The organism is Mesorhizobium sp. Arg314 (assembly GCF_053714275.1).
On the sequence record NZ_JBSKBP010000014.1, the window covers coordinates 154,021 to 178,531 of the forward strand.

21 protein-coding genes are annotated in these 24,511 nt (G+C 63.3%); 1 reads left to right on the plus strand and 20 read right to left on the minus strand.

Annotated elements, in window-relative coordinates:
* Window positions 1–151: 151 nt before the first annotated feature.
* The 5 genes from ACWGS9_RS17450 to ACWGS9_RS17470 all read right to left on the minus strand — a co-directional run bounded on the left by ACWGS9_RS17450 (window position 152) and on the right by ACWGS9_RS17470 (window position 6,741).
* Entirely contained in the window at window positions 152–1,264 is a 1,113-nt protein-coding gene (locus ACWGS9_RS17450) for an ABC transporter ATP-binding protein (protein ID WP_454506419.1), read from the minus strand.
* A 34-nt stretch (window positions 1,265–1,298) separates the two neighbouring features.
* Window positions 1,299–2,963: a beta-galactosidase BglA gene (bglA, locus tag ACWGS9_RS17455; RefSeq protein WP_454506420.1), complete on the minus strand. Its 1,665-nt coding sequence runs from the start codon at window positions 2,961–2,963 to the stop codon at window positions 1,299–1,301.
* 4 nt (window positions 2,964–2,967) lie between these two features.
* A complete protein-coding gene (locus ACWGS9_RS17460; RefSeq protein ID WP_454506421.1) occupies window positions 2,968–4,122 on the minus strand; it encodes a carbohydrate ABC transporter permease in 1,155 nt (384 codons plus the stop codon).
* 1 nt (window position 4,123) lies between these two features.
* Window positions 4,124–5,137 (minus strand): carbohydrate ABC transporter permease, encoded by a 1,014-nt coding sequence (locus ACWGS9_RS17465; RefSeq protein ID WP_320212949.1) that lies wholly within the window; start codon window positions 5,135–5,137, stop codon window positions 4,124–4,126.
* Window positions 5,138–5,385: 248 nt separating this feature from the next.
* Entirely contained in the window at window positions 5,386–6,741 is a 1,356-nt protein-coding gene (locus tag ACWGS9_RS17470) for an ABC transporter substrate-binding protein (RefSeq protein ID WP_454506422.1), read from the minus strand.
* A gap of 359 nt (window positions 6,742–7,100) precedes the next feature.
* On the opposite strand from ACWGS9_RS17470, the gene ACWGS9_RS17475 reads away from it, so the two are divergent.
* Window positions 7,101–8,123 carry a substrate-binding domain-containing protein gene (locus ACWGS9_RS17475; RefSeq protein WP_454506423.1) on the plus strand — a complete coding sequence of 341 codons (1,023 nt, stop codon included), beginning with the start codon at window positions 7,101–7,103 and terminating at the stop codon, window positions 8,121–8,123.
* A gap of 333 nt (window positions 8,124–8,456) precedes the next feature.
* On the opposite strand, the gene ACWGS9_RS17480 is transcribed toward ACWGS9_RS17475, so the two are convergent.
* The 15 genes from ACWGS9_RS17480 to ACWGS9_RS17550 all read right to left on the minus strand — a co-directional run bounded on the left by ACWGS9_RS17480 (window position 8,457) and on the right by ACWGS9_RS17550 (window position 24,501).
* A complete protein-coding gene (locus ACWGS9_RS17480; RefSeq protein ID WP_454506424.1) occupies window positions 8,457–9,956 on the minus strand; it encodes a S8 family serine peptidase in 1,500 nt (499 codons plus the stop codon).
* Window positions 9,946–10,614, minus strand: coding sequence for an anti-sigma factor (locus tag ACWGS9_RS17485; RefSeq protein WP_454506425.1), 669 nt, complete (start codon window positions 10,612–10,614; stop codon window positions 9,946–9,948). The genes ACWGS9_RS17480 and ACWGS9_RS17485 overlap by 11 nt, the downstream gene beginning before the upstream one ends.
* Window positions 10,611–11,177 carry a sigma-70 family RNA polymerase sigma factor gene (locus tag ACWGS9_RS17490; RefSeq protein WP_454506426.1) on the minus strand — a complete coding sequence of 189 codons (567 nt, stop codon included), beginning with the start codon at window positions 11,175–11,177 and terminating at the stop codon, window positions 10,611–10,613. The genes ACWGS9_RS17485 and ACWGS9_RS17490 overlap by 4 nt, the downstream gene beginning before the upstream one ends.
* 270 nt (window positions 11,178–11,447) lie before the next feature.
* Window positions 11,448–12,287: an alkaline phosphatase family protein gene (locus tag ACWGS9_RS17495; RefSeq protein WP_454506427.1), complete on the minus strand. Its 840-nt coding sequence runs from the start codon at window positions 12,285–12,287 to the stop codon at window positions 11,448–11,450.
* 208 nt (window positions 12,288–12,495) lie between these two features.
* Window positions 12,496–14,085, minus strand: coding sequence for an ABC transporter substrate-binding protein (locus ACWGS9_RS17500; protein ID WP_454506428.1), 1,590 nt, complete (start codon window positions 14,083–14,085; stop codon window positions 12,496–12,498).
* Between the two features lie 207 nt (window positions 14,086–14,292).
* Entirely contained in the window at window positions 14,293–15,978 is a 1,686-nt protein-coding gene (locus ACWGS9_RS17505; protein ID WP_454506429.1) for an ABC transporter ATP-binding protein, read from the minus strand.
* Window positions 15,978–16,799 (minus strand): ABC transporter permease, encoded by an 822-nt coding sequence (locus ACWGS9_RS17510; protein WP_320212959.1) that lies wholly within the window; start codon window positions 16,797–16,799, stop codon window positions 15,978–15,980. The genes ACWGS9_RS17505 and ACWGS9_RS17510 overlap by 1 nt, the downstream gene beginning before the upstream one ends.
* Before the next feature lie 110 nt (window positions 16,800–16,909).
* Entirely contained in the window at window positions 16,910–17,869 is a 960-nt protein-coding gene (locus ACWGS9_RS17515) for an ABC transporter permease (protein ID WP_454506430.1), read from the minus strand.
* A 100-nt stretch (window positions 17,870–17,969) separates the two neighbouring features.
* Window positions 17,970–19,559, minus strand: a complete 1,590-nt coding sequence (locus tag ACWGS9_RS17520; RefSeq protein ID WP_454506431.1) for an ABC transporter substrate-binding protein — start codon at window positions 19,557–19,559, stop codon at window positions 17,970–17,972.
* Window positions 19,560–19,706: 147 nt separating this feature from the next.
* A complete protein-coding gene (locus ACWGS9_RS17525; RefSeq protein WP_454506432.1) occupies window positions 19,707–21,692 on the minus strand; it encodes a CocE/NonD family hydrolase in 1,986 nt (661 codons plus the stop codon).
* An 80-nt stretch (window positions 21,693–21,772) separates the two neighbouring features.
* Complete coding sequence (locus ACWGS9_RS17530) at window positions 21,773–22,183, minus strand: type II toxin-antitoxin system MqsA family antitoxin (RefSeq protein WP_454506433.1); 411 nt, start codon at window positions 22,181–22,183, stop codon at window positions 21,773–21,775.
* A gap of 2 nt (window positions 22,184–22,185) precedes the next feature.
* Complete coding sequence (locus tag ACWGS9_RS17535; protein WP_454506434.1) at window positions 22,186–22,491, minus strand: type II toxin-antitoxin system MqsR family toxin; 306 nt, start codon at window positions 22,489–22,491, stop codon at window positions 22,186–22,188.
* 52 nt (window positions 22,492–22,543) lie between these two features.
* Entirely contained in the window at window positions 22,544–23,137 is a 594-nt protein-coding gene (locus ACWGS9_RS17540; protein WP_454506435.1) for a nucleoside deaminase, read from the minus strand.
* Between the two features lie 15 nt (window positions 23,138–23,152).
* Window positions 23,153–23,644, minus strand: a complete 492-nt coding sequence (locus tag ACWGS9_RS17545) for an ureidoglycolate lyase (RefSeq protein WP_454506436.1) — start codon at window positions 23,642–23,644, stop codon at window positions 23,153–23,155.
* Window positions 23,641–24,501 (minus strand): bifunctional allantoicase/(S)-ureidoglycine aminohydrolase, encoded by an 861-nt coding sequence (locus tag ACWGS9_RS17550; protein ID WP_454506437.1) that lies wholly within the window; start codon window positions 24,499–24,501, stop codon window positions 23,641–23,643. Before ACWGS9_RS17550 ends, ACWGS9_RS17545 begins: the two co-directional genes overlap by 4 nt.
* Between the last annotated feature and the right edge of the window lie 10 nt (window positions 24,502–24,511).

A 24,511-nucleotide genomic window follows, 5' to 3' on the forward strand; every position in this document is an offset into this window, starting at 1 on the left:
CGCTTTTCTTTTCCGCAACGGCTTCGGCCTTGGCCGGCTTAGTTTAGGTCGCCCCAGAAGTGTGGCAGCGGTTCTGGGACAACGACATGCATCAAAACAAAGACTTAAAGCGCGTCGCCTGAATCCGCCTCAGCGCGACGCGCTTTAGGCGTCAGGCCGCCTTTGCTTCCTCGCGATGCAGCGTGAAGGAGTGGCCGTCCGCGTCGAATATGTGCAGATCGCCACCGCCGGCGTTGAGCTGCAGGGTCTCGCCGCGCTTGACCTCGACATTGCCTGGCAGCTTGGCGACCAGCGGCAGGTCGGTGCGGCCGATATCGACATAGACGAGCTGAACCTCGCCGAGCTGCTCGATATAGTCGACCTTGCCTTCGAACAGATAGTCCGTGCCGGTGGCGATCGCGAGATCCTCCGGCCGCACTCCGAAGCTGACCGCCGCGCCATTCGCCGATCCGGGCGTCGCGATCGGCACCGTCGCCTTGCGGCCACCGACATGGCTGACCACGGTCGGATTGCCGGCCTTCTCGATCTTTGCCGGCAAAATGTTCATCGCCGGCGAGCCGATGAACTGGGCCACGAACAGGTTACCGGGACGCTTGTAGAGTTCCATCGGCGTGCCGACCTGCTCGACAACGCCGTCCTTCAACACCACGATGCGGTCCGCCAGCGTCATCGCCTCGACCTGGTCGTGGGTGACGTAGATCATCGTCGTGTTCGGCATCGATTCCTTCAGCTTGGCGATCTCGATGCGGGTGGCGACGCGAAGTGCGGCGTCGAGGTTCGACAGCGGCTCGTCGAACAGGAATACCTTCGGGTTGCGCACGATGGCGCGGCCGATCGCGACGCGCTGGCGCTGGCCGCCCGACATCGCCTTGGGCAGCCGGTCGAGATATTTGGTCAGTTGCAGGATCTCCGCCGCCTGCCGCACCCGCTTGTCGATCTCGGCCTTGCTTTCCTTGCCGATCTTCATCGAGAAGGCCATGTTGTCGTAGACCGTCATATGCGGATAGAGCGCATAGGACTGGAACACCATGGCGATGCCCCGCTTCGACGGAGGCACGTCGTTCACCACCTCGCCGTCGATCTTCAGCTCGCCCGAGGTAATCTCCTCAAGACCGGCGATCGACCTGAGCAAGGTCGACTTGCCGCAACCCGACGGCCCGACAAAGACGATGAACTCGCCCGATTTGATGTCGAGGTCGATGCCGTGGAGAATGTTGAGGTTGCCGTATGATTTCTTCACCTGGTTGAGTCTGACATCGGCCATGACTTTCTCCTCCCGTTAATCTCTGTTTGCAAGTTCAGTCGATGCGCCCGAACCAGGCGCCGTATCCGCCGAGGCGGACCGGCCCGGGGCCAGTCTGTCCCGAAAGACCATGCCCGGGCAAGGGTTGCAGCGTGCCTTGGCCGAGATCGACCACGGCGGGCTTCATGCTGAGGTTGAAGGCGCAGACGATCCGCTCATTGCCCTCGCGGCGCGTGAAGGCGACGGTGTCGCCATCGCTTTCGACAAAGTCGATGTCGCCCTTGGCCAGCGCCGGATGCTGGCGCCGGAACGCGAGGAAACGGCGGTAATGTTCGAGCAGCGAGCTTGCATCGCCCTGTTGCACATTGACGGCTTGCGACAGGTGCTTGCCCGGCACCGGCAGCCAGGGCTTGGCGGTCGAGAAACCGCCATTCCTGGCGGCGGCATCCCACACCATCGGCGTGCGGCAGCCGTCGCGGCCCTTGAATTCCGGCCAGAATCGGATGCCGTAGGGGTCTTGCAGGTCCTCGAACTCGAGCTCCGCCTCGCCAAGGCCGAGTTCTTCGCCTTGATAGATGCAGACCGAGCCGCGCAGCGACATCAACAGCGCCGAAATCACCTTGAGATAGGCTGTCGGATCAGCCTCGTTGGCGGCCCAGCGCGAGGCGACCCGCATCACATCATGGTTGGAGAAGGCCCAGCACGACCAGCCGTCGCTGGCGACGGTGCCGAAGGCCTCCAGCACCGCGCGCACCTTCGCCGCGCTGATCTTTTCCGGCGCCAGGAAATCGAAGGAGTAGCACATGTGAACGCGCTTGCCGTCGGCGGTGTAGGCGGCGACCACTTCCAAGCCGCGCTGTGAATCGCCGACCTCGCCGACCGCGGCCTGCGCCGGATATTCGTCGAGCAGGGCGCGGAAACGCTCGAGGAAGCCGAGGTTTTCCGGCCGGCTCTTGTCGTAGATATGGTCCTGGTAGTTGTAGGGATTGACCGCCGGCGCCGTCTGGTCATTGCGCTGTTCCGGCGGCAGCGGCGGATTGTCTTCCAGCCCCTGGCTGTGGAAGTAGAAATTGATGGTGTCGAGGCGGAAACCGTCGACGCCGCGCTCCAGCCAGAAGCGGGTGATGTCGAGCAGCGCGTCCTGGACTTCCTTGTTGTGGAAATTGAGGTCCGGCTGCTCGGCCAGGAAGTTGTGCATGTAATACTGCTGGCGGCTGGTGTCCCATTGCCAGGCCGAGCCGCCGAAGATCGACAGCCAGTTGTTGGGCGGCGTGCCGTCGGGCTTGGCGTCGGCCCACACATACCAGTCGGCTTTCGCATTGCCGCGGCTCGAGCGGCTTTCCTTGAACCACGGGTGGATGTCGGCGGTGTGCGACAGCACCTCGTCGATCATCACCTTCAGGCCCAGCCGATGGGCTTCCGCCACCAGTGCGTCGAAATCGGCAAGCGTGCCGAACATCGGGTCGACGTCGCAATAGTCCGACACGTCGTAGCCGAAATCCTTCATCGGCGATTTGAAGAAGGGCGAGATCCAGATGGCATCGACGCCGAGCGAGGCGATATAGGGCAGGCGCCGCACAATGCCTTTCAGGTCGCCGATGCCGTCGTCATTCGAGTCCTGGTAGGAGCGCGGATAGATCTGGTAGATCACCGCGCCCCGCCACCAGTCGCGGTCGACGGCGGGGTCTGGTCTCGAAGTCGCCTTCAAAGCCGATTGCATGTCTTCAACCTCCTTTCACCGAGCCGGCAAGCAGCCCGCGGACGAAATAGCGCTGCAGCGAGAAGAACACGATCAGCGGCACGATGATTGTGATGAATGCCGATGTCGTCAGGATCTCCCAATTGCCGCCGCGCGAGCCGAGCAGCGCGTTGAGCTTGGCCGTCAGCACGATCTGGTCGGGCGCCGTACCGAGGAAAACCATCGCCACCAGGAGATCGTTCCACACCCACAGGAACTGGAAGATGGCGAAGGAGGCAAGCACGGGGAACGACAGCGGCAGCACGATCTTGACGAAGATCTCGAAATCGCTGGCGCCGTCGATGCGCGCCGATTCCATGATCTCGCGCGGCAGGCCGGCAATATAGCTCCTGAGCAGATAGATGGCGAAAGGCAGGCCGAAGCCGGTATGCGCCAGCCAGATGCCGAGATAGGTCTTGGACGGAACGCCGAAGAAGGTGCCGACGCCGTTATAGAGCTTGAGCAGCGGGATCAGCGACATCTGCAGCGGCACGACCAGCAGGCCGATGATGACGGCAATCAACAGCGCCCGACCCGGGAAGCGCATCCAGGCCAATGCATAGGCCGCGAAGGCTGCGATCAGGATCGGGATGATCGTTGCCGGGATGGTCACCGTCAGCGAGTTCATGAACGAGCGGCCGATGCCTTCGGAAAACAGCACGGCGTCGTAGTTGTCCGTGGTGAATTTCGGCGGCGCGGAGGAGGCGAAATAGACGCGTTGGCCGCGGTCGCCCTCGAAGGCTTTCGCAGACGACACGATAAACGTGCCGTCGGCATTCATCTGCAGGGTGGCGCCATCATTGAGTTCGGCAACCGTCCCCGCCTTGTACTGCGTCGGCGCGGAGGACTTCACGCCGAATGCGCTGATGTCGCGCTTGGGCCCGTCCCCGAAAATGTTGCCCTCGATGACGTATTTGCCGTCCTTCTGGGTTTGCACCGACGCCGCGGGAAGCCGCCCGGCCTCGCTCTGGCTGGAACTGGCGAAGGAATTCCACCAGCCCGCCGCGACGATCTGGTCCTTGTCGCGTAGCGACGAGACGAGAATGCCGAGCGTGGGGATGGTCCAGATCACCACAAAGACGAGCACGGCGATGTGGACGCCGAAGCGGCCGGCGAAGGATTTTCCGGTCTTGGCGGCCATCTCAGTGCCCTCCCGTCTCTTTGTTGGCCTGGCGGATGTTCCAGACCATGATAGGGATGACCGCGATCATGATGATGATCGCGATGGTCGCGCCGCGGCCGAAATCGCCGCCGCCGCGGAACATCCAGTCGAACATCAGATTGGCGAGCACCTGGCTGTTCCATTGGCCGTTGGTCATGGTCAGCACGATGTCGAACACTTTCAGCACCAGGATGGTGATGGTGGTCCAGACAACGGCGATCGTACCCCAGATTTGCGGCACCATGATCTTCCAGAAGATCTGGAACGGGTTGGCGCCGTCGATGACCGCGGCCTCCAGCGTCTCTTCCGGAATGCCGCGCAGCGCCGACGACAGGATGACCATCGCGAAGCCGGTCTGGATCCAGATCAGGATGATCATCAGGAAGAAATTGTTCCAGAACGGCAGCGATATCCACACCTGCGGCTGGCCGCCGAAATACTGGATGACTGCGTTGAGCAGGCCGATCTGCACCTGGCCCTCGCCGCGATACTCGTAGATGAACTTCCAGATCACGCTGGCGCCGACGAAGGAGATGGCCAGGGGCAGGAAGATCAGGCTCTTGGCGATCGTGCCCCACCAGATCTTGTCGGTGAGCACGGCGATGATCAGCCCAAGGAAGGTGCAGGCCGCCGGCACCACCGCCAGCCACAGTATGTTGTTCAGGATCGAATTGCGGAAATCGTGATCGCCGAGCGCCCATTCATAATTGGCGAGGCCGACGAAGTTTTCGCCGCCGCGATCGAGGAAGGAGAGCCTCAGCGTCTCGATGACCGGGTAGATCAGATAGATGGTGAGGATGATCATCGCCGGGCCGACGAACAGCCAGGGCCGCACCAGTCCCTGCCGGCGCAGGTTGTCTACGGCGGCCGTGCCGGAGACGCCGCGCGACGGGAAGACAAGATCGAGCAGTTTGTTGGCGCCCCAGAAATAGGCGACACAGCCGCCGACGCCGATGATGATGACGAATATGGCCGAGAAAATCTGAGTCGCCATGGGTCCCTCTCCCTGCGCATGACCGGCCAGCCAGGGCTGGCGGTCGGATGCACCGACTTCAAGTTATTCGGAACAATCGAAACGCGAAGGCTTCCGGCGTGGACCGCCGGTCGGACCCGGGCCGGAGCCCGGATCCAGTAGGAGGATCAGGAAGATTTCAGAGCAGTTCCAGGAAAAGTGTGCAACGGTTTTCCGCCCGGAATTGCGTACAAACCCAGGTCGCGCGCGGCGGCCTGTCTGCCGGATGCTTACTTGATCGCATCCCAGCTTTTCTGGATGCCGGCGGCGACGTCCTGCGCGGACTTGCCGCCGACCAGGTCGATCATGCCGGTCCAGAACGAGCCCGCGCCAACCTTGCCGGGCATCAGGTCGGAGCCGTCGAACCGCACCGTGGTGGCTCCGACGAGGATCTCGCCCTGTTTCTTCAGCGCATCGGAGCCATAGGCATCCTTGTTGGCCGCCTTGAACGGGGTGACGAAGCTCTTCTGCGCCATCCACAGTTCATGCGCGAGCGGCATCTGGAGGAACTTGATGAACTCACGCGAGGCCTTGGAATCCTTGGTGATCATCACCAGCGTGCCGGCCACTTCCAGCGGCGTTCCCAGTTCCGGCTTGGAGGCGTAAGGCGGGTAGGGGAAGAAGTCCGCATCCTGGCCGAGCTTCACGTTCTCGGGGAAGAAGGAGGGGATGAACGACGCCTGATGGTGCATGTAGCACTTGGGCGGCACGGTGAAGAGGCCCTTCGGGCTGTCGCGGAAGTCGGTCGCCGCGACCGCCTTGGCGCCGCCGTCCACCATCTTGTCGTCGGTGGCGATCTTGCCGAAGATGTCGATGGCATTGACCACGGCCGGGTCGGTGAACGGGATCTCGTTCTTCACCCACTTGTCGTAGACTTCCGGCGGCTGCGTGCGCAGCATGATGTCCTCGACCCAGTCGGTCGCCGGCCAGCCGGTGGCGCCGCCGGAACCGAGCCCGATGCACCAGGGCTTGCCGCCGTCGGCCATGATCTTCTTTTCGAGATCGGCGAGTTCTTCCTGGGTCTTCGGCACCTTGTAGCCGGCCTCGTTGAAATTGTCGGGCGAGTACCAGACCAGTCCCTTCACGTCGATCTTGTAGGGGAATGCGTAGAAGCCGGGCTTGCCGTCCTTGCCATTATAGGTGCCGAGCTTGGCCCAGGAGTCGCCGGCGGCGTAGTTTTCCTTGATCCAGGCGGCAACGTCGTCGCCCAGCGGGGTGAGCACGCCCTTGGAAGCAAGATCCTGGATGAGGCCGGGCTGCGGCAGGACGGCGATGTTGGGCGGGCTGCCGGCCTGGGTGTCGATGACGATCTGCTGCTCGTAGTTCTCGGACGAGGAATATTTCACCTCCGCGCCGGTGGCCTCGGCGAAATAGTCGAGCACCGAATGGACAAGCGCCTCGTCCTCGCCTCGCCACGGCCCGAAGATCGTCAGCGTCTCGCCCTTGAGGTCGACCTTCTTGAGGTCGTCGTAATTCGCCCAGTGAAACTTCGAATCCTCGCCCGGCTTGAACTTCAGTTCGGCATGTGCCGGCAGGCCAAGGGTGAGCGCAGCGAACGCGGCACCCAAGAGAAGCATTTTCTTCATCGCAATCCTCCCAGTGGTGAAACAGTTCGGACGAGACCTCCATCCCGTCCGCCAGCGCCCACGGAACTGTGACTCAGCGAGAAGGTAACTGCAACCTTTCGAAGAGTATTCCAAAGCGCTTTGGCTGGTTTGATCTCGCCATTGAATTGTCACGAAGTCAAGAGGCTCACTTAGTTAATCGATTTAAAACTGCGGAAGCATCTGAGGAAGTGCAGTGCAGCATACTTTTTTGGCGCTGCAGCAGCAATTTCCGCTTCAAGCCAGGCGGATGCGGCTCTAAAGTCGCTTTGTCTGGCGATTGCGACAGTTGTCATCGGATCGATTCGAATTGAAAGCGCTTTGAGGCTGGAGGGCCTCCGATGAACCTCAAGCAACTGTCGCATATGCTGTCGCTATCGCAGACTACGGTCAGCCGGGCGCTGAACGGTTACCCCGAGGTCAGCGAGGAAACCCGGCGCCGGGTGATGGATGCCGCCAAGCGCCATGGCTACCGGCCGAACCCCAGCGCACGCCGGCTCGCCACCGGCAAGTCGGGAATGATCGGCTATGTGCTGCCGACGGGTGCTGCCGTCGATATCGATCCGCATTTCGTCGAATTCCTCTCGGGCCTTGGCGACTATGCCCGTGGGCATGAGCTCGACCTTGTGCTTTCGCCCGCCGATGCCGACGACGAAGAGACGACCTACCGGCGCATCGTTGCCAACCGGCAGGTCGACGCCGTCTACCTTTCCTCGCCGCGTCCGGTCGACAGGCGGCTGGCGCTGGTCAACACGCTGGGCATTCCGTTCATCGTCCATGGCCGCAGCGAGGGCTTTGACTTCGACTATCCCTATCTCGACATCGATAATGAGGGCGCCTTCCACGAAGCGGCGCGGCTGCTGATCCAACTCGGCCACAAGCGCCTGGCGCTGATCAACGGCAACGATCGCGAGACTTTCGCCATCCACCGCGAGCGCGGCATGCGCCGGGCGCTCGCCGCGACCGGGTTGGCGCTCGGCGAGCGCCACATCCGCTCGGTGACCATGACCGAGGAAAACGGCTATCGCGCCGCCCGCCGCCTGCTCGAGGAAAGCGAGCCGCCGACGGCGATCGTCTGCTCCAGCCTGATCATGGCGCTGGGCGTCGTGCGCGCCGTGCGCGATCTCGGCCTCACCATCCCGGGTGACTTGTCGCTAATCGCCCATGACGACGTCTTCCCCTGGCTGCGGCCGGAGAACTTCCCGGTGCCGCTGTCGACCACGCGCTCCTCCATCCGCCTTGCCGGCGCACGCGTCGCCGAGCGGCTGGCGGCGCGGATATCGGGACTGGAAGAGGGGGCCCGCGGCGAGGTCTGGCCGGTCGACCTGGTGGTGCGGGGGTCGGTGGCTGGGGCGCCGGGGTAGAAGGCCCAGAGCAATTGCGTCTGATTCTACTGCGGACGGCTGCGACTAGTCGTCCGATCGCCGTTGCGCCAGCTTAATTTGATAGATGCTTCTCGGATGCCTTCTCCGTCGCCACGCGTTGAGGAATATACCCAATGTAATATATCCAATAAGCGCGATAGCACTCCATAGGCCGTCAAGTAGTGTTCCCATCAAGGCGTAAATAATAAGTCCGAGACCTCCGATCACGATGTAATATAAAATCGAGGACCAGACGTACCTCTCCATTTGAGAGCTGCTCATCTATCGACCTCGTACGAGTTTCAATTCACTATCCACCCACTGGAGATTCCGCTATTCCTTCGCCGCTTCCGCCGCCTTCGTATCCAACAACCCATAGCCGAAATCATTGTCCCGTCCCTTGGGGCCGAGATCCTTCGCCGTTGCCGCGAGCGCCTTCTCGATGTCGTCGGCCGAGCGGTCGGGTGCGGCATGGATCAAATTGGCGATGGCGCCGCTGACGATGGCGGCGGCGAACGAAGTGCCGGTCACCACGTCGGAGCCGGCGCCGCTCGGCGCCACCATCTCCACGCCGGGCGCGGAGATGAAGACATAGGCGCCGCGATTGGCCTGCGGCATCAGTCTGTCCTTGGCGTCGGTGGCGGTGACGGCAATGACGCCATCGAACGCTGCCGGGTAGCCATAAGGCGCCTTGGGACCGTTGTTGCCGGCGGCCGCCACCAACACCATGCCAAGCGCGCGGGCATTGCGGCAGGCGGTGCCGAGCAGGTCGTTCTTCGGCCCGACGAAGCTCATATTGATGATGCGCACATCTTGGCTTGCCGCCCAGTCGAGCGCCGACAGGATGACGTCCATCGTCGACTTGCCGCCTTCGAAGGCGCGGGCGTGGTAGATCCTGGCGCCCGGCGCCATGCCTTCCAGCGGACCGACACCGGCGATCAGCCCATCGACCGAGGTGCCATGGTCGCGCTTCTCGATCGGCACGTTGGGCATCGCGTCATATTGCTCGGCGATCACGCCGGCGAGCGCCGGGTTGGTGTCGTCGATGCCGGTGTCGATGACGGCGACACGCACATTCTCGCCGCTCGCCTGCTTCGCATCGAGCGTGATGCGGTCGAAGGCGTAGTTCACGATGCCGGCCGCCTGCTGCAGCGTGTAGATGTGGTTCGGCTCGCGCCGTTGCGTGCGGCCGTCGGCGGCAAGCTGCGCCAGCACCACGCCGACAGGCCGCCCGTCGGTGATGCCGAAGCGCACAAGCGTGGTGCCGAGCAGCCGCGACTGGCGCTGCGAGCGCACCTGCAGGCCGAATGAATTGGCGATCTGCTGCACGACGCCGGCATCGCCGTCGACCGTCACCAGCGCCTCGTCGGGCACGAACTCGCCGGTGATCGCGCGCGGCGGCTCGGCCAGGTTGAGACCTTGAGGCACCGTCACCGGCCCGCTCGGCGCCGGAGGGGGCGGCGGCGTGTTGGCGGGACCGTTCGCTGATGATGTTCCGTTCGCCGGCGCTTGCGGTGTCGCGCCGGCCGGCGGGTTCGGGAACAGGTCGACGATCAGCGCCGGCAGGAACACCGCGCCGCCTGTGGCGGTGCCCTGCGTCCCGCCGTTGCTCTTGGCGCCGCCGTCCTTGTCGCAGCCGGCGCCCGCCGCTGTCGTGCGGTCCAGGCAATCGACCTGCTTTTGCGTCAGGCTCGGGTCGTTGGTCTGCGCAAACGCAGGCGCGGCGACAAATGCCGCCGCGAGGATTGCCGCGTGAAGAATGACTCTCGGCCTCGTCGCAATTCCGGACGGAAAACCGCGGCACACTTTTCCTGGAATTGCTTTAGCCGCCATCGGCCGGTTTCCTTCCTTGCATCACAGCATCCGCGAAAGGCTGGGCGGCAATAAGGCCGACAAGCCTGTCGTAATCGGCCGCCGTGTTGGCAGGGATCGTCAGGTGGAACACGCCGTCCGCGGTCGGACCGCCGGCGATCTTCAGCCCGTTCTGGCCGAGGAAGGCGGCGATATCGGCCATCTTGGCATCCGGCTTGAACTTGACCACCGCGAAAGGCAGCTTCGCCAGATCGTCCTGGGCGCCGGCCACCTCGAAGTCGTTGCCCTTGCCGCCCGGCTTTTCGAAGGACTGCACCACCACCAGCGCAAGCAGCGCCGCGGCGGCCGCCCAGGCGACGCCGGCCGGCATCGCTGTCAGCCGGCCGAACAGGCTGGCAAGCCAGGATTGGCCGGCAGGCGCGCGCGCCGGACCCGCTTCGGCGTCGAGCGCCTTGGCGAAGCGCGACAGCGCATCGGCGGGCGGCCGGATCGCCTCGTTGGCCGCGGCGGTGCCGGAGAACTCGGCCTCCGCTTCGCCAAGCGCTGTCATCGCCGCCGGATCGGTGGCCAGCCATTCCTCGACGGCCTCCAGCTCGGCGCCTTCCAGCGAACCGTTCAGGTAGAATGGCAGCAGCGTCTCCATCTCGTCGCGACGCGACATTTTTTCAGCGGCGCTCATGGCCACCCCCTGTCGTAACCGGCGGCCTTGAGGGCTTCGCCGAGTTTCTTGCGGGCGTAGAACATCCTGGTCTTGACCGTCGCGACCGGAATCTCGAGCACCTCGCCGATCTCGGTCACCGACTGTCCGTGATAATAGGCAAGGTCGATCACCGTGCGGTGTTCTTCCGGCAACGCGTCGACGAAGCGGCGCAAGGCGGCGGCCTTGTCCTCTTTCATTGTGACGACTTCCGGCGTGTCGGCGCCGTCGGGAATTTGCGCCGCGTCGTCGTCGTCGATCCAGTCTTCCTTCTTCTTGCGGAGCGACGACAGCGCCTTGAAGCGGGCGATGCCGAGCAGCCACGTGGAAACTTCAGAGCGCCCCTCGAAACTGGGCGCCTGTTTCCACAGCTCCAGAAAAACCTCGTTTGCGATATCGTCGGCCATCATTTCCGATCCCGTCTGGCGCACCACGAAGCGGTAAATCCGCGCGTGGTGACGCATGAACAGGAGCCGAACGGCGGCCCGGTCGCCCTTCGCGACCCGGTCTACAAGCGCGCGATCGGTTTCCGTCGCCGCATTCATGGCCGGTCGAGCCGCCTGGCTCCTCGTAGCTCTGTCGCTGATCGGTCCAAAAAGGTTCACCCTCCGCCAAGGATTTCTTGGAGGCTAGCCGAAGAGCGGGGAGGTTGAAAGAGGAGGGTCTTGCCTTCTCCCCTTGTGGGAGAAGGTGGATCGGCGCGAAGCGCCGAGACGGATGAGGGGTGTTCCAGCGGAGTGAGACGCTGGCGTTCCCTGGAGCACCCCTCATCCGTCGCCTTCGGCGACACCTTCCCCACAAGGGGGAAGGGGGAGCTACCCCAAAAACACCTTCGCCTTCATCGTCTCGGGTATCTCCACCCCAAGTCGGCTCAGCACCGTCGGCGCGAGCTGAAGCTGGTCGAGCAGCGTGTCGGCCTCGGGGCCCTTGGCAGGTCCGAAATAATAGAGCGCGAAATCCTGCATCTCGTCGTCATGGCCGCCATGGTGGCCGCGGTCGGTCTGGCCATGGTCGGCCGTCACGATCACTTCGTAACCCGCCTGGCGCCACAAAGGCAGGAAGGCGGCGAGCATGGCGTCCATCGCGTAGCAGGCATGGTCCATCTCGTGGCAGTCATGGCCGAAGCGATGGCCCATCGAATCCAGCGTGCAGGTGTGCAGTATGCCGTAGTCGATGCCGTGGCGCTTCGCCAGCATGGTCAGCGTCGCGAACAGGTCGACGTCGCTCGGCGTCATCTGGTTCTTGAGATTGTAGCCGGTCATGGTGTGGAAGCGGCCATGCGTGATCGGCCCATCGGGCTCGTCGAACTCCATGTCCTCGACAAGGTCGAACGGAAAGCTGCGGAAGAATTCCGACCAGTAGGAATGGGTCACGGCACCCGTCTTGCCGCCAGCTCTGCTCACTTCAGAGAAGATATCCGGCTGCGAGACGCGAAAGCGGTTCTCGTTGGACAGGATGCCATGCACCTGCGGCGTGACACCGGTGTGGATCGAGGCATAGCAGCAGGCCGAGGTCGACGGCAGCACGGAGCGCATCTTCCAAACCTGAGCCTCGCCGGACTGCGCCCAGCCCTCGAGATTGCCCATCAGCCGGCGCCAGTTCCGGTAGGGCACGCCGTCGAGGACGATGAGCAGCAGTTTGGATTTGAGCGCCAACGGCGGTTCCCATGATCGTGCGTCGAAAACAGAAGTGCCGCGTGCCAGGCGACACGCGGCGCTTGCCTAGAACTAGAGCAATTCCAGGTAAAGCGTAAGCGGTTAGGTTCGGCGACTTCGCCGTAGCCTTCCGTGCGGAATTGCGTCAAAACAAAGAGATGGAGCGGTTCGCCGTTTCACAGAAACGGTGAACCGCTCCAGCCTGATATCAGGCGTTCAGCCAGCACTCGTTGAGCGCATAGCCGTCCATCATCTCGCCATTCGGGTTCTTCACCCAGCCGCTGAGCTTCTTGGTGTTCGCGGCGTCGACGAACTGGTTGAAGAACGGCACGATGAGGCCGCCTTCGTCGCGCATCAGCATTGCCATGTCGCGATAGATCGCCTTGCGCTTGGCCTGGTCCAGCTCAGCGCGCGCCGTGTAGAGCAACTTGTCGAATTCGGGCCGCTTGAAGCGCGTGTCGTTCCAGTCGGCGGTCGACAGATAGCCGGTGGAATACATCTGGCCCTGCGTCGGCCGGCCGCCCCAATAGGAGAGCGAGAAGGGCTGCTTGTTCCACACTTCCGACCAGTAACCGTCGCCGGGCTCGCGCTTGATATCTATCTTGATGCCGGCCTTGGCGCAGCTCTGCTGGTAGAGCTGGGCGGCGTCGACCGCGCCGGGGAAGGCGACGTCCGAGGTGCGCAGCAGGATCGAGCCGCTATGGCCGGACTTCTTGTAGGCCGCGGCCGCCTTTTCGGGATCGAACTTGCGCTGCTCGATGTCGGAGGAAAACAGCGGATAGGCCTCGTTGATCGGGAAGTCGTTGCCCACCGAGCCATAGCCGCGCAGGATCTTGTCCAGCATCTCCTCGCGGTCCATCGCGAGCTTCAGCGCCATCCTGAGGTCGTTGTTGTCGAAAGGCGCGGTGTCGCAGAACATGTTGAACGGGTAGTAGCCGCGTCCGGCGACGTTCTCGATGCTGACGCCCGGCATGCGCTTCACCAGATCGACCACCTTGGGCTCGACGCGGTTGATGAGGTGCACCTGGCCGCCCTGCAACGCGGCAAGGCGTGCCGTCGGATCGTTGATGACGACGATCTCGATCTGGTCGGCATGGCCGGCCTTGTCGCCGCGCCAGTAGTTGGCGAAGCGCTCGCCGCCATGCTTCACGCCGGGCTGGTTGACGGTGACCTTGTACGGGCCGGCGCTGATACCGGCATTCGGGTTGTCCTTGCCGCCATTCGGCTGGATGACCAAATGGTAGTCGGCCATCAGATAGGGGAAGTCGGCATCGGCGTCGCCGAGCGTGACCACCACTTCCTTGCCGCTGGCCTTGATGGTCTTGATGTTCTTCAGAACGCCGAGCGCGCCGGATTTCGACTTCTCGTCGGCATGGCGCTCCAGCGTGGCGACGACGTCCTGCGCGGTCACCGTCTTGCCGTTATGAAATTCGATGCCGTCGCGGATCTTCATGGTCCAGGTCTTGGCGTCGGCCGAGGGGCCGATCTCTTCGGCGATCAGGTTCTCGACGCCGCCGTCGGGCGTCAGCCGCACGAGGAATTCACCCCACTGCTTGCAGAAGCTGTAGGTCACCTGGCTGAGGTTCAGCGCCGGGTCGAGGCTGTTGGTGGATTCACCGCCCTGCAGGCCGGCCTTGATGATGCCGCCCTTTACCGGGGTCGCGGCAAAAGCCTTGCCGGCCAGCGTCGTCGCCAGCGCCGCCGAGGCGCCGAGCGCTGCCGCGCGGCAGAGGAAATCGCGGCGCGAGATCCTGTCCTTGCCGGCGAGTTCGGCGAGATGCTCGAGTTCCGTCTGCATGTGCTGCCCCCTTTTCGGAAATTGATTTCGGTGCGAGCCCTACCCGCCCGCCACCAATCTTTCCCGTTCCCTATTGCAGCCGCATGACAGCGGCCGCCTCGGCGGCAGACTTTTCGTGGGCTATCTCTTTGTTTTGACGCTATTCCAGACGGAAGGTTACGGCGAAGGCGCCGAGCCCAACCGTTTCACACTCTTCCTGGAATTGCTCTAATTTCCGGCGCTCGCCATGCGCCGGCCCTTGATCGCCTTTTCCAGCCAGCCGATTTCCATCTCCGGCACGGAGGACAGGAGCAGGTCCGTGTAGGCGTCGAACGGAGGCGTCAGCACCTTGCTCTTGGCACCGTAACGCACCACCTCGCCGCGATACATCACCGCGATCGAATCGGCGATCGACTTAACCGTCGCCAGATCATGGGTAATGAACAGGTAGGCGACCTTTTCGTGCTGCTGCAGGTTGAGCAGCAGCTTCAGGATGCCGTTGGCAACCAGCGGGTCGAGCGCCGATGTCACCTCGTCGCAGATGATCAGCTTCGGCTTGGCGGCGAGCGAGCGGGCGATGCAGACGCGCTGCTTCTGGCCGCCGGAAAGCTCGGCCGGATAGCGGTCGACGAAACCCTTGCCCATCTCGATCTCGTCGAGCAGTTCGGCGACGCGCTTGTCGCGCTCGCGTCCCTTGATGCCGAAATAGAACTCCAGCGGCCGGCCGATGATGGTGCCGACCGTCTGGCGCGGGTTCATCGCCACGTCGGCCATCTGGTAGATCATCTGCAACTGGCGCAGATCCTCTTTCGGCCGGTCGGCAAGCCTGTTGGCGAGCGGCCTGCCGTCGAAGGTGACGGTGCCTTCCTCCGGCGGCAAAAGCCCGGTGATGGCGCGCGCCAGCGTCGACTTGCCTGAGCCGCTCTCGCCGACGACGGCAAGCGTCTGGCCCGGATAGATGTCGACCGAGACGTTCTTCAGCACTTTGACATGGCCGCCGCCATAGGCGGCGGTGACATTCTTCACCGACAGGAATGGCGTTGCGCCGGGCTGCTGTTCATGGTGTTCGATCTCATGCACCGAGACCAGCGCGTTGGTGTATTCCTGGCGCGGCTCCTTGATGATCTGCCGCGTGCCGCCCCACTCCACCAGCCGGCCGTGGCGCAGCACCATGATCTCGTCCGAGACCTGGGCGACGACGGCAAGGTCGTGGGTGATGTACAAAGCCGCCACATGGGTGTCGCGGATGGCGTCCTTGATCGCCGCAAGCACGTCGATCTGCGTCGTCACGTCGAGCGCCGTGGTCGGCTCGTCGAAGACGATGAGGTCGGGCTCCGAGCAGAGCGCCATCGCCGTCATCACGCGCTGCAGCTGGCCGCCGGAGACCTGGTGCGGGTAGCGCTCGCCGATCGCTTCCGGATTGGGAAGGCTGAGCTTCTTGAACAGCGCAATGGCCCGCTTCTCCGCCTCGGCGCGCGTTCCGGTGCCGTGCAGCAGGGTCGCCTCGACCACCTGGTCGATGAGCTTGTGCGCCGGATTGAAGGCGGCAGCCGCCGACTGCGCCACATAGCAGACCTCGCGTCCGCGCAGCGCCCGCACGCCTTTCGGGCCGACCTTCATGATGTCGCGGCCGTTGAGGATCACCTCGCCGCCGGTGATGCGCACGCCGCCGCGGCCATAGGCCATTGACGAGAGTCCGATGGTCGACTTGCCGGCGCCGGATTCGCCGATCAGGCCGAGCACCTTGCCCTTTTCGAGCGTCAGCGAGACATCGTGGACGAGCGTGATGGTCTTCGGCGCCTCGCCCGGAGGATAGACGGTCGCCTCGATGCGCAGATTGCGGATGTCGAGGAGCCGGCCCGATTTCGTCTGCCCGGACTTTGCCTGCCCCGACCTTGCCTGATTGCCAGCCATCAGCCGCGTCCTCCCTTCAGGCTCGTCGTGCGGTTGAGCACCCAGTCGGCGACGAGGTTGACCGAGATCGCCAGCACCGCGATCGCCGCGGCCGGGATCAGCGCCGCCGGAATGCCGAACACGATGCCGTCCTTGTTTTCCTTGACCATGCCACCCCAGTCCGAATCCGGCGGCTGCACGCCGAGGCCGAGGAAGGACAGCGCCGATAGAAAGAGCACCGCGAAGATGAAGCGCACGCCGAGCTCCGCCACCAGCGGCGACAGCGCGTTGGGCAGGATCTCACGGAAGATGATCCAGGCCTTGCCTTCGCCGCGCAGCTTCGCCGCCTCGACGAAGTCCATGACGTTGATGTCGACGGCGACTGCGCGCGACAGGCGATAGACGCGGGTGGAATCGAGGATGCCCATGACCAGGATCAGCGTCAGCGCGTTCGTCGGCAGCACCGAGAGCACGACGAGGCCGAAGATCAGCGTCGGGATCGACATCAAAAGGTCGACGAAGCGCGACATCAGCGTGTCGAACCAGCCGCCGAATACCGCGGCCGAGAAACCGAGGATCGAGCCCAGCGAGAACGACAGCGCCGTCGCCGCCACCGCGATCTCCATGGTGATGCGCGCGCCATAGATCATGCGTGAGATAAGATCGCGGCCGAGATTGTCGGTGCCAAGCCAATGGGCGGCCGACATCGGCTCCCAGACGTCGCCGACGATCTCGCCATTGCCATGTGGCGCGACCCAGGGCGCGAAGATGGCGCAGAACGCGAAAGCGCCGGTCAGGATCAGCCCCACCCAGGCGGTGAACGGAATTTGTCGTAGTGCCATTCGCCTCAGTTCCCCTTCTGGTCGTCCCGCATCCGGCCTATCACTTCGGATGCCCCCTCACTTCGGGTGCCCCCGTCACCTCGGATGCCCCAGTCACTTCGGATGCTCAGTCACTTCGGATGCCTCAGCCGCGGATTTGCCACGATGGCGGCGATGTCCGCGACGATGTTGAGCGTGATGTAGACGGCGGCGAAGATCAGGCCGACCGCCTGCACCACCGGCACGTCGCGCTTGGCGACATGGTCGACCAGATATTGCCCCATGCCCGGATAGACGAAGATCACCTCGACCACCACGACGCCGACGATGAGGTAGGCGAGGTTGAGCATGACGACGTTCACGACCGGCGCGATCGCGTTCGGGAAAGCGTGCTTGCGGATAATGTCGAAGGCTTTCAGCCCCTTGAGCTCAGCTGTCTCGATATAGGCCGACTGCATGACGTTGAGGATCGCCGCGCGCGTCATGCGCATCATGTGGGCGAGAACCACCAGGGTAAGCGCGGTGGCCGGCAGCACCACGGCCTGCAGCCTTTCCAGGAAAGGCGTGGAGTCATCCACCGTCGAGATGCTCGGGAAGATCTGCCAGTGCACGGCAAAAACGAAGATCAGCACATAGCCGATGAAGAATTCCGGGAACGAGGTCGAGGCAAGCGCCAGGCCGGAGATCAGCTTGTCGACGAAGCCGTTGCGGTAGCGCACGGCGATCAGGCCGAGAATGATTGCCAGCGGCACCGCGACGATTGCCGCGCAGCCCGCCAGGAACATCGTGTTCTTCAGCCGGGTGCCGATCGAGCTCGCAATGTCCAGTCCGCTCGACTGCGCCGTGCCGAAATCGCCATGCAGGATGCCCCAGAGCCAGTGCGCGTAGCGCAGCCATGCCGGGTCGTTCAGCCCGAGCTGTTGGCGCAGGTTCGCCAGCGCCTCCGGCGTCGCCGATTGGCCGAGGATCGCCTGGGCGACGTCGCCCGGCAGGATCTGCGTGCCGGCGAAGATCAGCACCGAAACGGCAAATAGAAGAACTATGCCCAGCAAGATACGCTGAGCGACCAATCTCAGGATCGGAGACGACATCGGCAACCCGCTATGGTGAAGAAGGGATGATGCCCGCCAGTCGGGCGGGTCATGAAAGCCAGGAAGGGCCGACTCGCGCCGGCCCTTCCCTTATCCTTCGTCAAGCCTGCAGCCAGCACGCGATCAGGGCATGGCCGTTGCTGAGTTCCTGCGCCGGGTTGTCGACCCAGCCTTCGACGCCCTTGCCGGTCGCGTCGACGAACTGGTTGAAGAACGGCACGATCAGGCCGCCTTGGTCGCGCATGATCTCGCCCATGTCGCGGTAGATCTTCTTGCGCTTGGCTTCGTCGAGCTCGCCGCGTGCGGATAGCACCATCTTGTCGAATTCCGGGCGCTTCCAGCGGGTGTCATTCCAGTCGGCGGTCGACAGATAGGCGGTCGAGTACATCTGGTCCTGGGTCGGGCGGCCGCCCCAGTAGGAGAGCGAAAAGGGCTGCTTGTTCCAGACTTCCGTCCAATAGCCGTCGCCCGGCTCGCGCTTGATCTCGATCTTGATGCCGGCCTTGGCGCAGCTCTGCTGATAGAGCTGGGCGGCGTCCACGGCGCCGGGGAAGGCGACGTCGGAGGTGCGCAGCAGGATCGAGCCGCTATGGCCCGACTTCTTGTAAGCCGCGGCCGCCTTTTCCGGATCGAACTTGCGCTGCTCGAAATCGCCTGCAAACAACGGATAGGCCTTGTTGACCGGCATGTCGTTGCCGACCTCACCGTAGCCGCGCAGGATCTTGGTCAGCATCTCCTCGCGGTCCATGGCGAGCTTCAGCGCCATCCTGAGGTCGTTGTTGTCGAAAGGCGCAGTGTCGCAGAACATGTTGAAGGGATAGAAGCCGCGGCCCGAGGCGGCGCGGATGGTGACGCCGGGCAGCCGCTTGACCAGATCGACGATCTTCGGCTCGACGCGGTTGATCATGTTGACCTGGCCGCCCTGGAGCGCGGCCATGCGCGCCGTCGGGTCGTTGACGACGATGATCTCGACCTGGTCGGCATGGCCGTATTTGTCGGCCTGCCAGTAATTGGCGAAACGCTCGCCGCCATGCTTCACGCCGGGCTGGTTGGTGGTGACCTTGTAGGGGCCGGTGCCGATGCCGGCATCCGGCTTGTCCATGCCGCCATTCGGCTGGATGATCAGGTGATAATCCGCCATCAGATAAGGCATGTCGGCATTCGGGTCTTTCAGCGTGACCACGACATTGCCGCCATCGGTCTTGATGGTGTCGATGCTCTTCAGAACGCCGAGCGCGCCCGACTTGGACTTCTCGTCGCTGTGGCGCTTCAGCGTCGCCACCACGTCGTCCGGCGTCACTTCCTTGCCGTTGTGGAACTGGACGCCCTTGCGGATTTTCATCGTCCAGGTCTTGGCGTCCTTGGAGCTGCCGATCTCTTGGGCGATGAGATATTCGACGCCGCCGCCCGGCGCGAGCTCGACCAGCGTTTCGCCCCAGCACTTGCCGAAAGCGAACGGAACCTGGCTAAGGAAGGTCGCCGGATCGAGGCTGTTGGTGGATTCGCCGCCCTGCAGGCCGGCCTTCAGCGTGCCGCCCTTGACCGGGCCGGCAGCGCGCACGGCGCTGGAGAGCATCGAGTTGGCAACGGTGGCTGCGACGCCGAGCGCCGCGGCGCGGCCGAGAAAGTCGCGACGGCTAAGCTTTCCGGCAGCGACTCGCCGGCTGAGATAGTCGAGTTCGTCAGACATTATGGTTCCTCACTCTGGGTATCCGACCTTATGGTCGTTTCTTGCTATTGGAGGAGATAATGACCGTAAGGGAAAGCGGCAGGCAAGACCGAATGCGACATACCGTGGCGTAAATCGCACGTCTCGTTTGGACCAATCTCGCCCGACTCAAACCAGAGAGCGGGGAATCGTCTGCTCGAAGTCCCGTTCGAAGACCAGTTTTTCGCCCTCATAGGCTTCGATTCTGGCGCTGACGATGAAGTTCCCTGCGTCCGATCGCATCCAGGCAAAGGTCTCGGTCCGCACCGACCATTCGTTGCGCGACGATGTCTGCGTCCAATGCGTGGCTCCGGTGGCCGACAGCGGGTCGTCGGGATGGATCGCCCATGTCTCGCGCACGATGCTGCCATTGACCAGCCCGTGGTCGAGATCGCGCACTTCGCCGAAATCGTCGGTTATGGAAAGCGTGACCAGGCCGGTCTTCTCATCGCGATCGATGTGGCGTTCCGAGTTGGTCGGCCTGATTTCCTCGGTAGCCCATGCAGTCGCGCCTTCCGGCTCGGGGAACGAAACCTCATCCCCTCTCGCCAGCGGGCGCAGCGGCAGCTTCAGCGTCGCCTTTGCGAGATCAAGCCGCACCGGCTCCGGCGAGGGCCATATCATCGGCCAGTAGGCGGTCGAAACGGCGATGCGCAATTTGTGGCCGGCAGGCACCCGGTAGGCGCACTGGTCGAGCACGACGCGTGCCGAAACTGTCTGTCCAGGGACGAGCGCTTGCGGGAATTCATGCGAATTGCGGTGGGTCAGATTGAGCACGCCATAGGAGATCAGTTCCGAGGCGCCGTCGGGATGCACGTCGCAGAGGCGCACCGCAATGTTGGCCTGAGGCCGATCGGCGGCGACCCGGACCTCAAGTTGCGGCGCTCCGACAATGTCGATAGCCTCGCCAAGTTCCGGTCGGTCGAAGCAAACGGAGAGCGAGTCGTCGGGGCGCTGGTCGCCCGGCAGTTCCGGCCCGAAGGTGAAGGGAAAATATTCGCCGCCGGCAAGTCCGCAGGTCTGCGGCGAAGCGACGATGGAAGGCCTTGCGCCCGCGGAAATGAGCTCGATCGCCTCGATCTCGATGTTGGACGATGGCCATTCTTGTTCCGCCACCCAGCGACCCGGCCGCTCAGGATGCCAGCGCGCCGGCCGCACGCTGTCCATGACATAGGCGCGGTAGTCCGGGTCGGCCTCGACGCCCGTTTCTGTGTCCTTCAGCCAGCGGTCCCACCAGCGCAACGCTTCCTGCAGGAAGCCGATGGCCGGCTTAGGCCCGGCGTAATGCGGGTATTTGTGGATCCAGGGGCCGACGATGCCTTTGACCGGCGACTGGATGCTGGTGACGAGGTTGGAGATCGTGTTGCGGTAGCCGTCGTGCCAGCCGCCGATCGACAGCACGGCCGCTTTGACCGCCGAAAAATCCTCGCAGATCGAGCCGCGTTTCCAATAGGCGTCGCGATGCTGGTGGCTGAGCCAGAGCGGCAACAGGAAAGGCTGGTTTTCGAGCCGGCTGAGCCACAGATCGCGCCAGCGGTTGCCGCCGGCAATCGCCGGATCCGGCGGCCGCGACGAGTAGGACAGCATCGTCGAGGCCCAGCCGAAATTCTCCAAAAGCAGGCAGCCGCCCTTGTAGTGGATGTCGTCGGCATAGCGGTCGACGGTCGAGCAGAGGCTGATCACCGCCTTCAGCGCCGGCGGCTGTTTCGCCGCAACCTGAAGGCAGTTGAAGCCACCCCAGGAAATGCCCATCATGCCGACATTGCCGTTGCACCAGGGCTGCGCTGCCGCCCAGGCGACGACGTCGCAGGCGTCCTGCAATTCCTGCTCGGAATATTCGTCGTCCATCAGCCCTTCGGAATCGCCATTGCCGCGCATGTCGACACGGATCGACGCGTAGCCGTGCCCGGCGAAATAGGGATGGGTGAGCTGGTCGCGGAAGATGGTGCCGTCGCGCTTGCGGTAAGGCAGGTGCTCGAGGATCGCCGGCACCGGATTGTCGGTCGCGTCCTCGGGCATCCAGATGCGCGCCGACAACCGGCAGGCATCCGGCATGACGATGCCCATATCTGGAAATTCGACGACTTTGCGGGGAAATTCGGCGACGGTTTTCATGGCCGTGCATAACGCTACGCAGCGTGGCGACTTTCAATCGCCATTCGCGACTGGAGCATCAAAAAATGCGACCTGGGCTGTTAGCGCAATTCGTCAAGCAATTCGGGATGTTTTTCGAGCAATGTCATCAGCTGGATAGTCGGGCCGCTTGGCTCGATCAGGCCTCGCTCATATTTGTCGAAGGCATTCTCGCCGACCTTGAAGAGAGAGCCGGCCTCGCGCTGTGATAGCTTCAGCTTCGTGCGCATACGCCGAATTGTCGCTGGAGCGGGAACACCGTCGATCTTCTCCTTGAGGAGCCGGAGCGCCGCATCGACGGCAATCATGTCGTCCCCGACATGCACGCTTTCGCCATCCGATGCCGGATAGTAGCCGGGCAGGTCGACCGTAATGCTCTCGCCCTTGTAGGTCACGGTGAACGGACGCACGCTGCGCGTCAGCGTCTCCCCGGTTTCGGGAGAGATCATGGTTTCACTGGTTTCTCTTGCCATGGTCATTTCTCCTTGAATGCCATGACCGTAAATTCGGTCACGACATCCGCCTGAAATTTCACATAGAGAAGCAAGCCACGCGCCGGCACGTGATAGACGTCCTGCCAGACGCGGTGATCAGCGAAGGTCGTCATCGACTTCACGAACATCTTCCGCGTCATGCCGCCGATCACTTCGACAATACCGGCGCGATCAAAGCCGAGGCCGACTGCGTCTCGCAGCGCAGACGCCGTAATTGCTAGCGTATCAACAGACCCAAACGTCGTCTTGATCGCGTCAAGATCGTACGTGGGCCTGAGTTTCTCCATAGCCTAGTATGCCACCATAAAGGTGGCAATTCAAGCAGCAGTTGAACTGGGCTCAGTTCAGCGGAATGTCGTTCTCGGCCTTGCTGGCCTGATAGGCATCTGACAGTTCGTCGTAGCGCGCCGAGATCCTGCCGATGCGCGCCTCCAGCCGCCTGCGTTCCGCCTCGGGCAAAGCGCGCACCAGCCGGCGGATTGAGAAGCTTTTCCAATAGGCGTTCTCGGCATTGTAGCCGCCGGGGTCGAGGGTGAAGACCTCTTTCAAAATCTTCAGGTCATGCGGGATAGCAAAACTGTCGCGCGAATCCTCGTGGCTGAAGAGATAGTAGAAATTGTCGAAGCCGGTCCAGGTGATGGCCGACAGGCAGAGCGAGCAGGGTTCGTGCGTGGCGACGAACAGCGCATCCTTGGTATCGACGCGCTCGGCCTTGGGCATTTCGTAAAAACGCTTCAGGCAGTGCACCTCGCCATGCCAGAGCGGATTTTCCATCTCGTTGTTGGTTTCGGCCAGCACCAGCGAGCGGTCACCCTTCCTGAGAATGGCGGCCCCGAACAGCTTGTTGCCATGGGCAACGCCTTCGGCGGTCTTGGGCACGATGTCATGCTCGATCACGTCGAGCAGGCGGTCGATCAGCGAAACGTCGGTCATATGAATCGGCAGCTTTCAGGGAAGGTGGATCTCGTACGGATGCGAGAAATGAAACTCTTCGAGATTGGAGCCCTCGCCGCCGCGGTCGACGATGAGGAAATCCTGTTCCTCGCCGATCGGCGTCAGCACGCCGTGCCAGAGGTTACGGCGGTAGTTGATGCCTTGTCCGGGCGCGGCGATGAAGGCGTGTGGCTCGCCCGGGCCGTCCTTGGCGTCATGGCAGACGACCACCAGAAACGGGCGCGGCGACAGCGGGATGAATGCCTGGCTGCCGAGCGGATGGCGCTCGACCATGGTGAGCTTCAGCGGCATTTCGTAAGGCGTTCCGCGCACCATGGAAATCAGCACCCGCGCATTCGGTCCCATCGCCTCGGCGGTGGCGAGGTCGTGATAGCGCATCGCCTTGCCGCCATTGATCGGGTAGCGGTTGTCGCCGCCCATATCGATGACGTCGCCGAAGGGCGCGAAGGTTTCGCGGCTCAGCGGCTGGGCGACGATGCGGGTCACCGCGCCAGACCCCCATGCGCGCCGCCAAGCTTGGCGTGACGGTTGACGTCCTTGTAGAGCAGGTAGCGGAAGTTGCCTGGGCCGCCGGCATAGCAGGCCTGCGGGCAGAAAGAGCGCAGCCACATGAAATCGCCCGCCTCGACCTCGACCCAGTCCTGGTTGAGGCGGTACACCGCCTTGCCTTCGAGCACATAGAGCCCGTGCTCCATGACGTGGGTTTCGGCGAAGGGGATGACCGCGCCCGGTTCGAGCGTGACGATGGTGACGTGCATGTCGTGGCGCATGTCGGCCGGGTCGACGAAGCGCGTCGTGGCCCAGCGGCCTTCGGTGCCGGGCATCGGGCTCGGCGCCACCTGCCGGTCGCTCGAGAAGAAGGCCTCCGGCACGTCGATACCGTCGACGGCCTCATAGGCCTTGCGGATCCAGTGGAAGCGGACGGCGACGCCGCTTTCGTTGCGCACCGTCCAGCCGCTCGCCGGCGGCAGGAAGGCGAAGCCACCGGGGGCAAGCACATGTTTTTTACCGGCAAGCGATACGGTGAGCTCGCCCTCGACGACAAACAGCACGCCCTCGGCGCCCGCGTCGAGTTCCGGCCGGTCGCTGCCGCCGCCAGGCAGAACCTCGACGATGTATTGCGAAAACGTCTCGGCGAAGCCCGAGAGCGGCCTTGCGATGATCCAGGCCCTCGTCTCGTCCCAGAACGGCAGCGGACTTGTGACGATGTCCTGCATCACCCCCTTGGGGATGACCGCATAAGCCTCGGTGAAGACGGCGCGGCCGGTCAAAAGCTCGTTCTGGCCGGAATGGCCGCCATGCGGCGCATAATAGGTTCGCTCGGACGTCTTGATCATATCCATGGGGATCCCT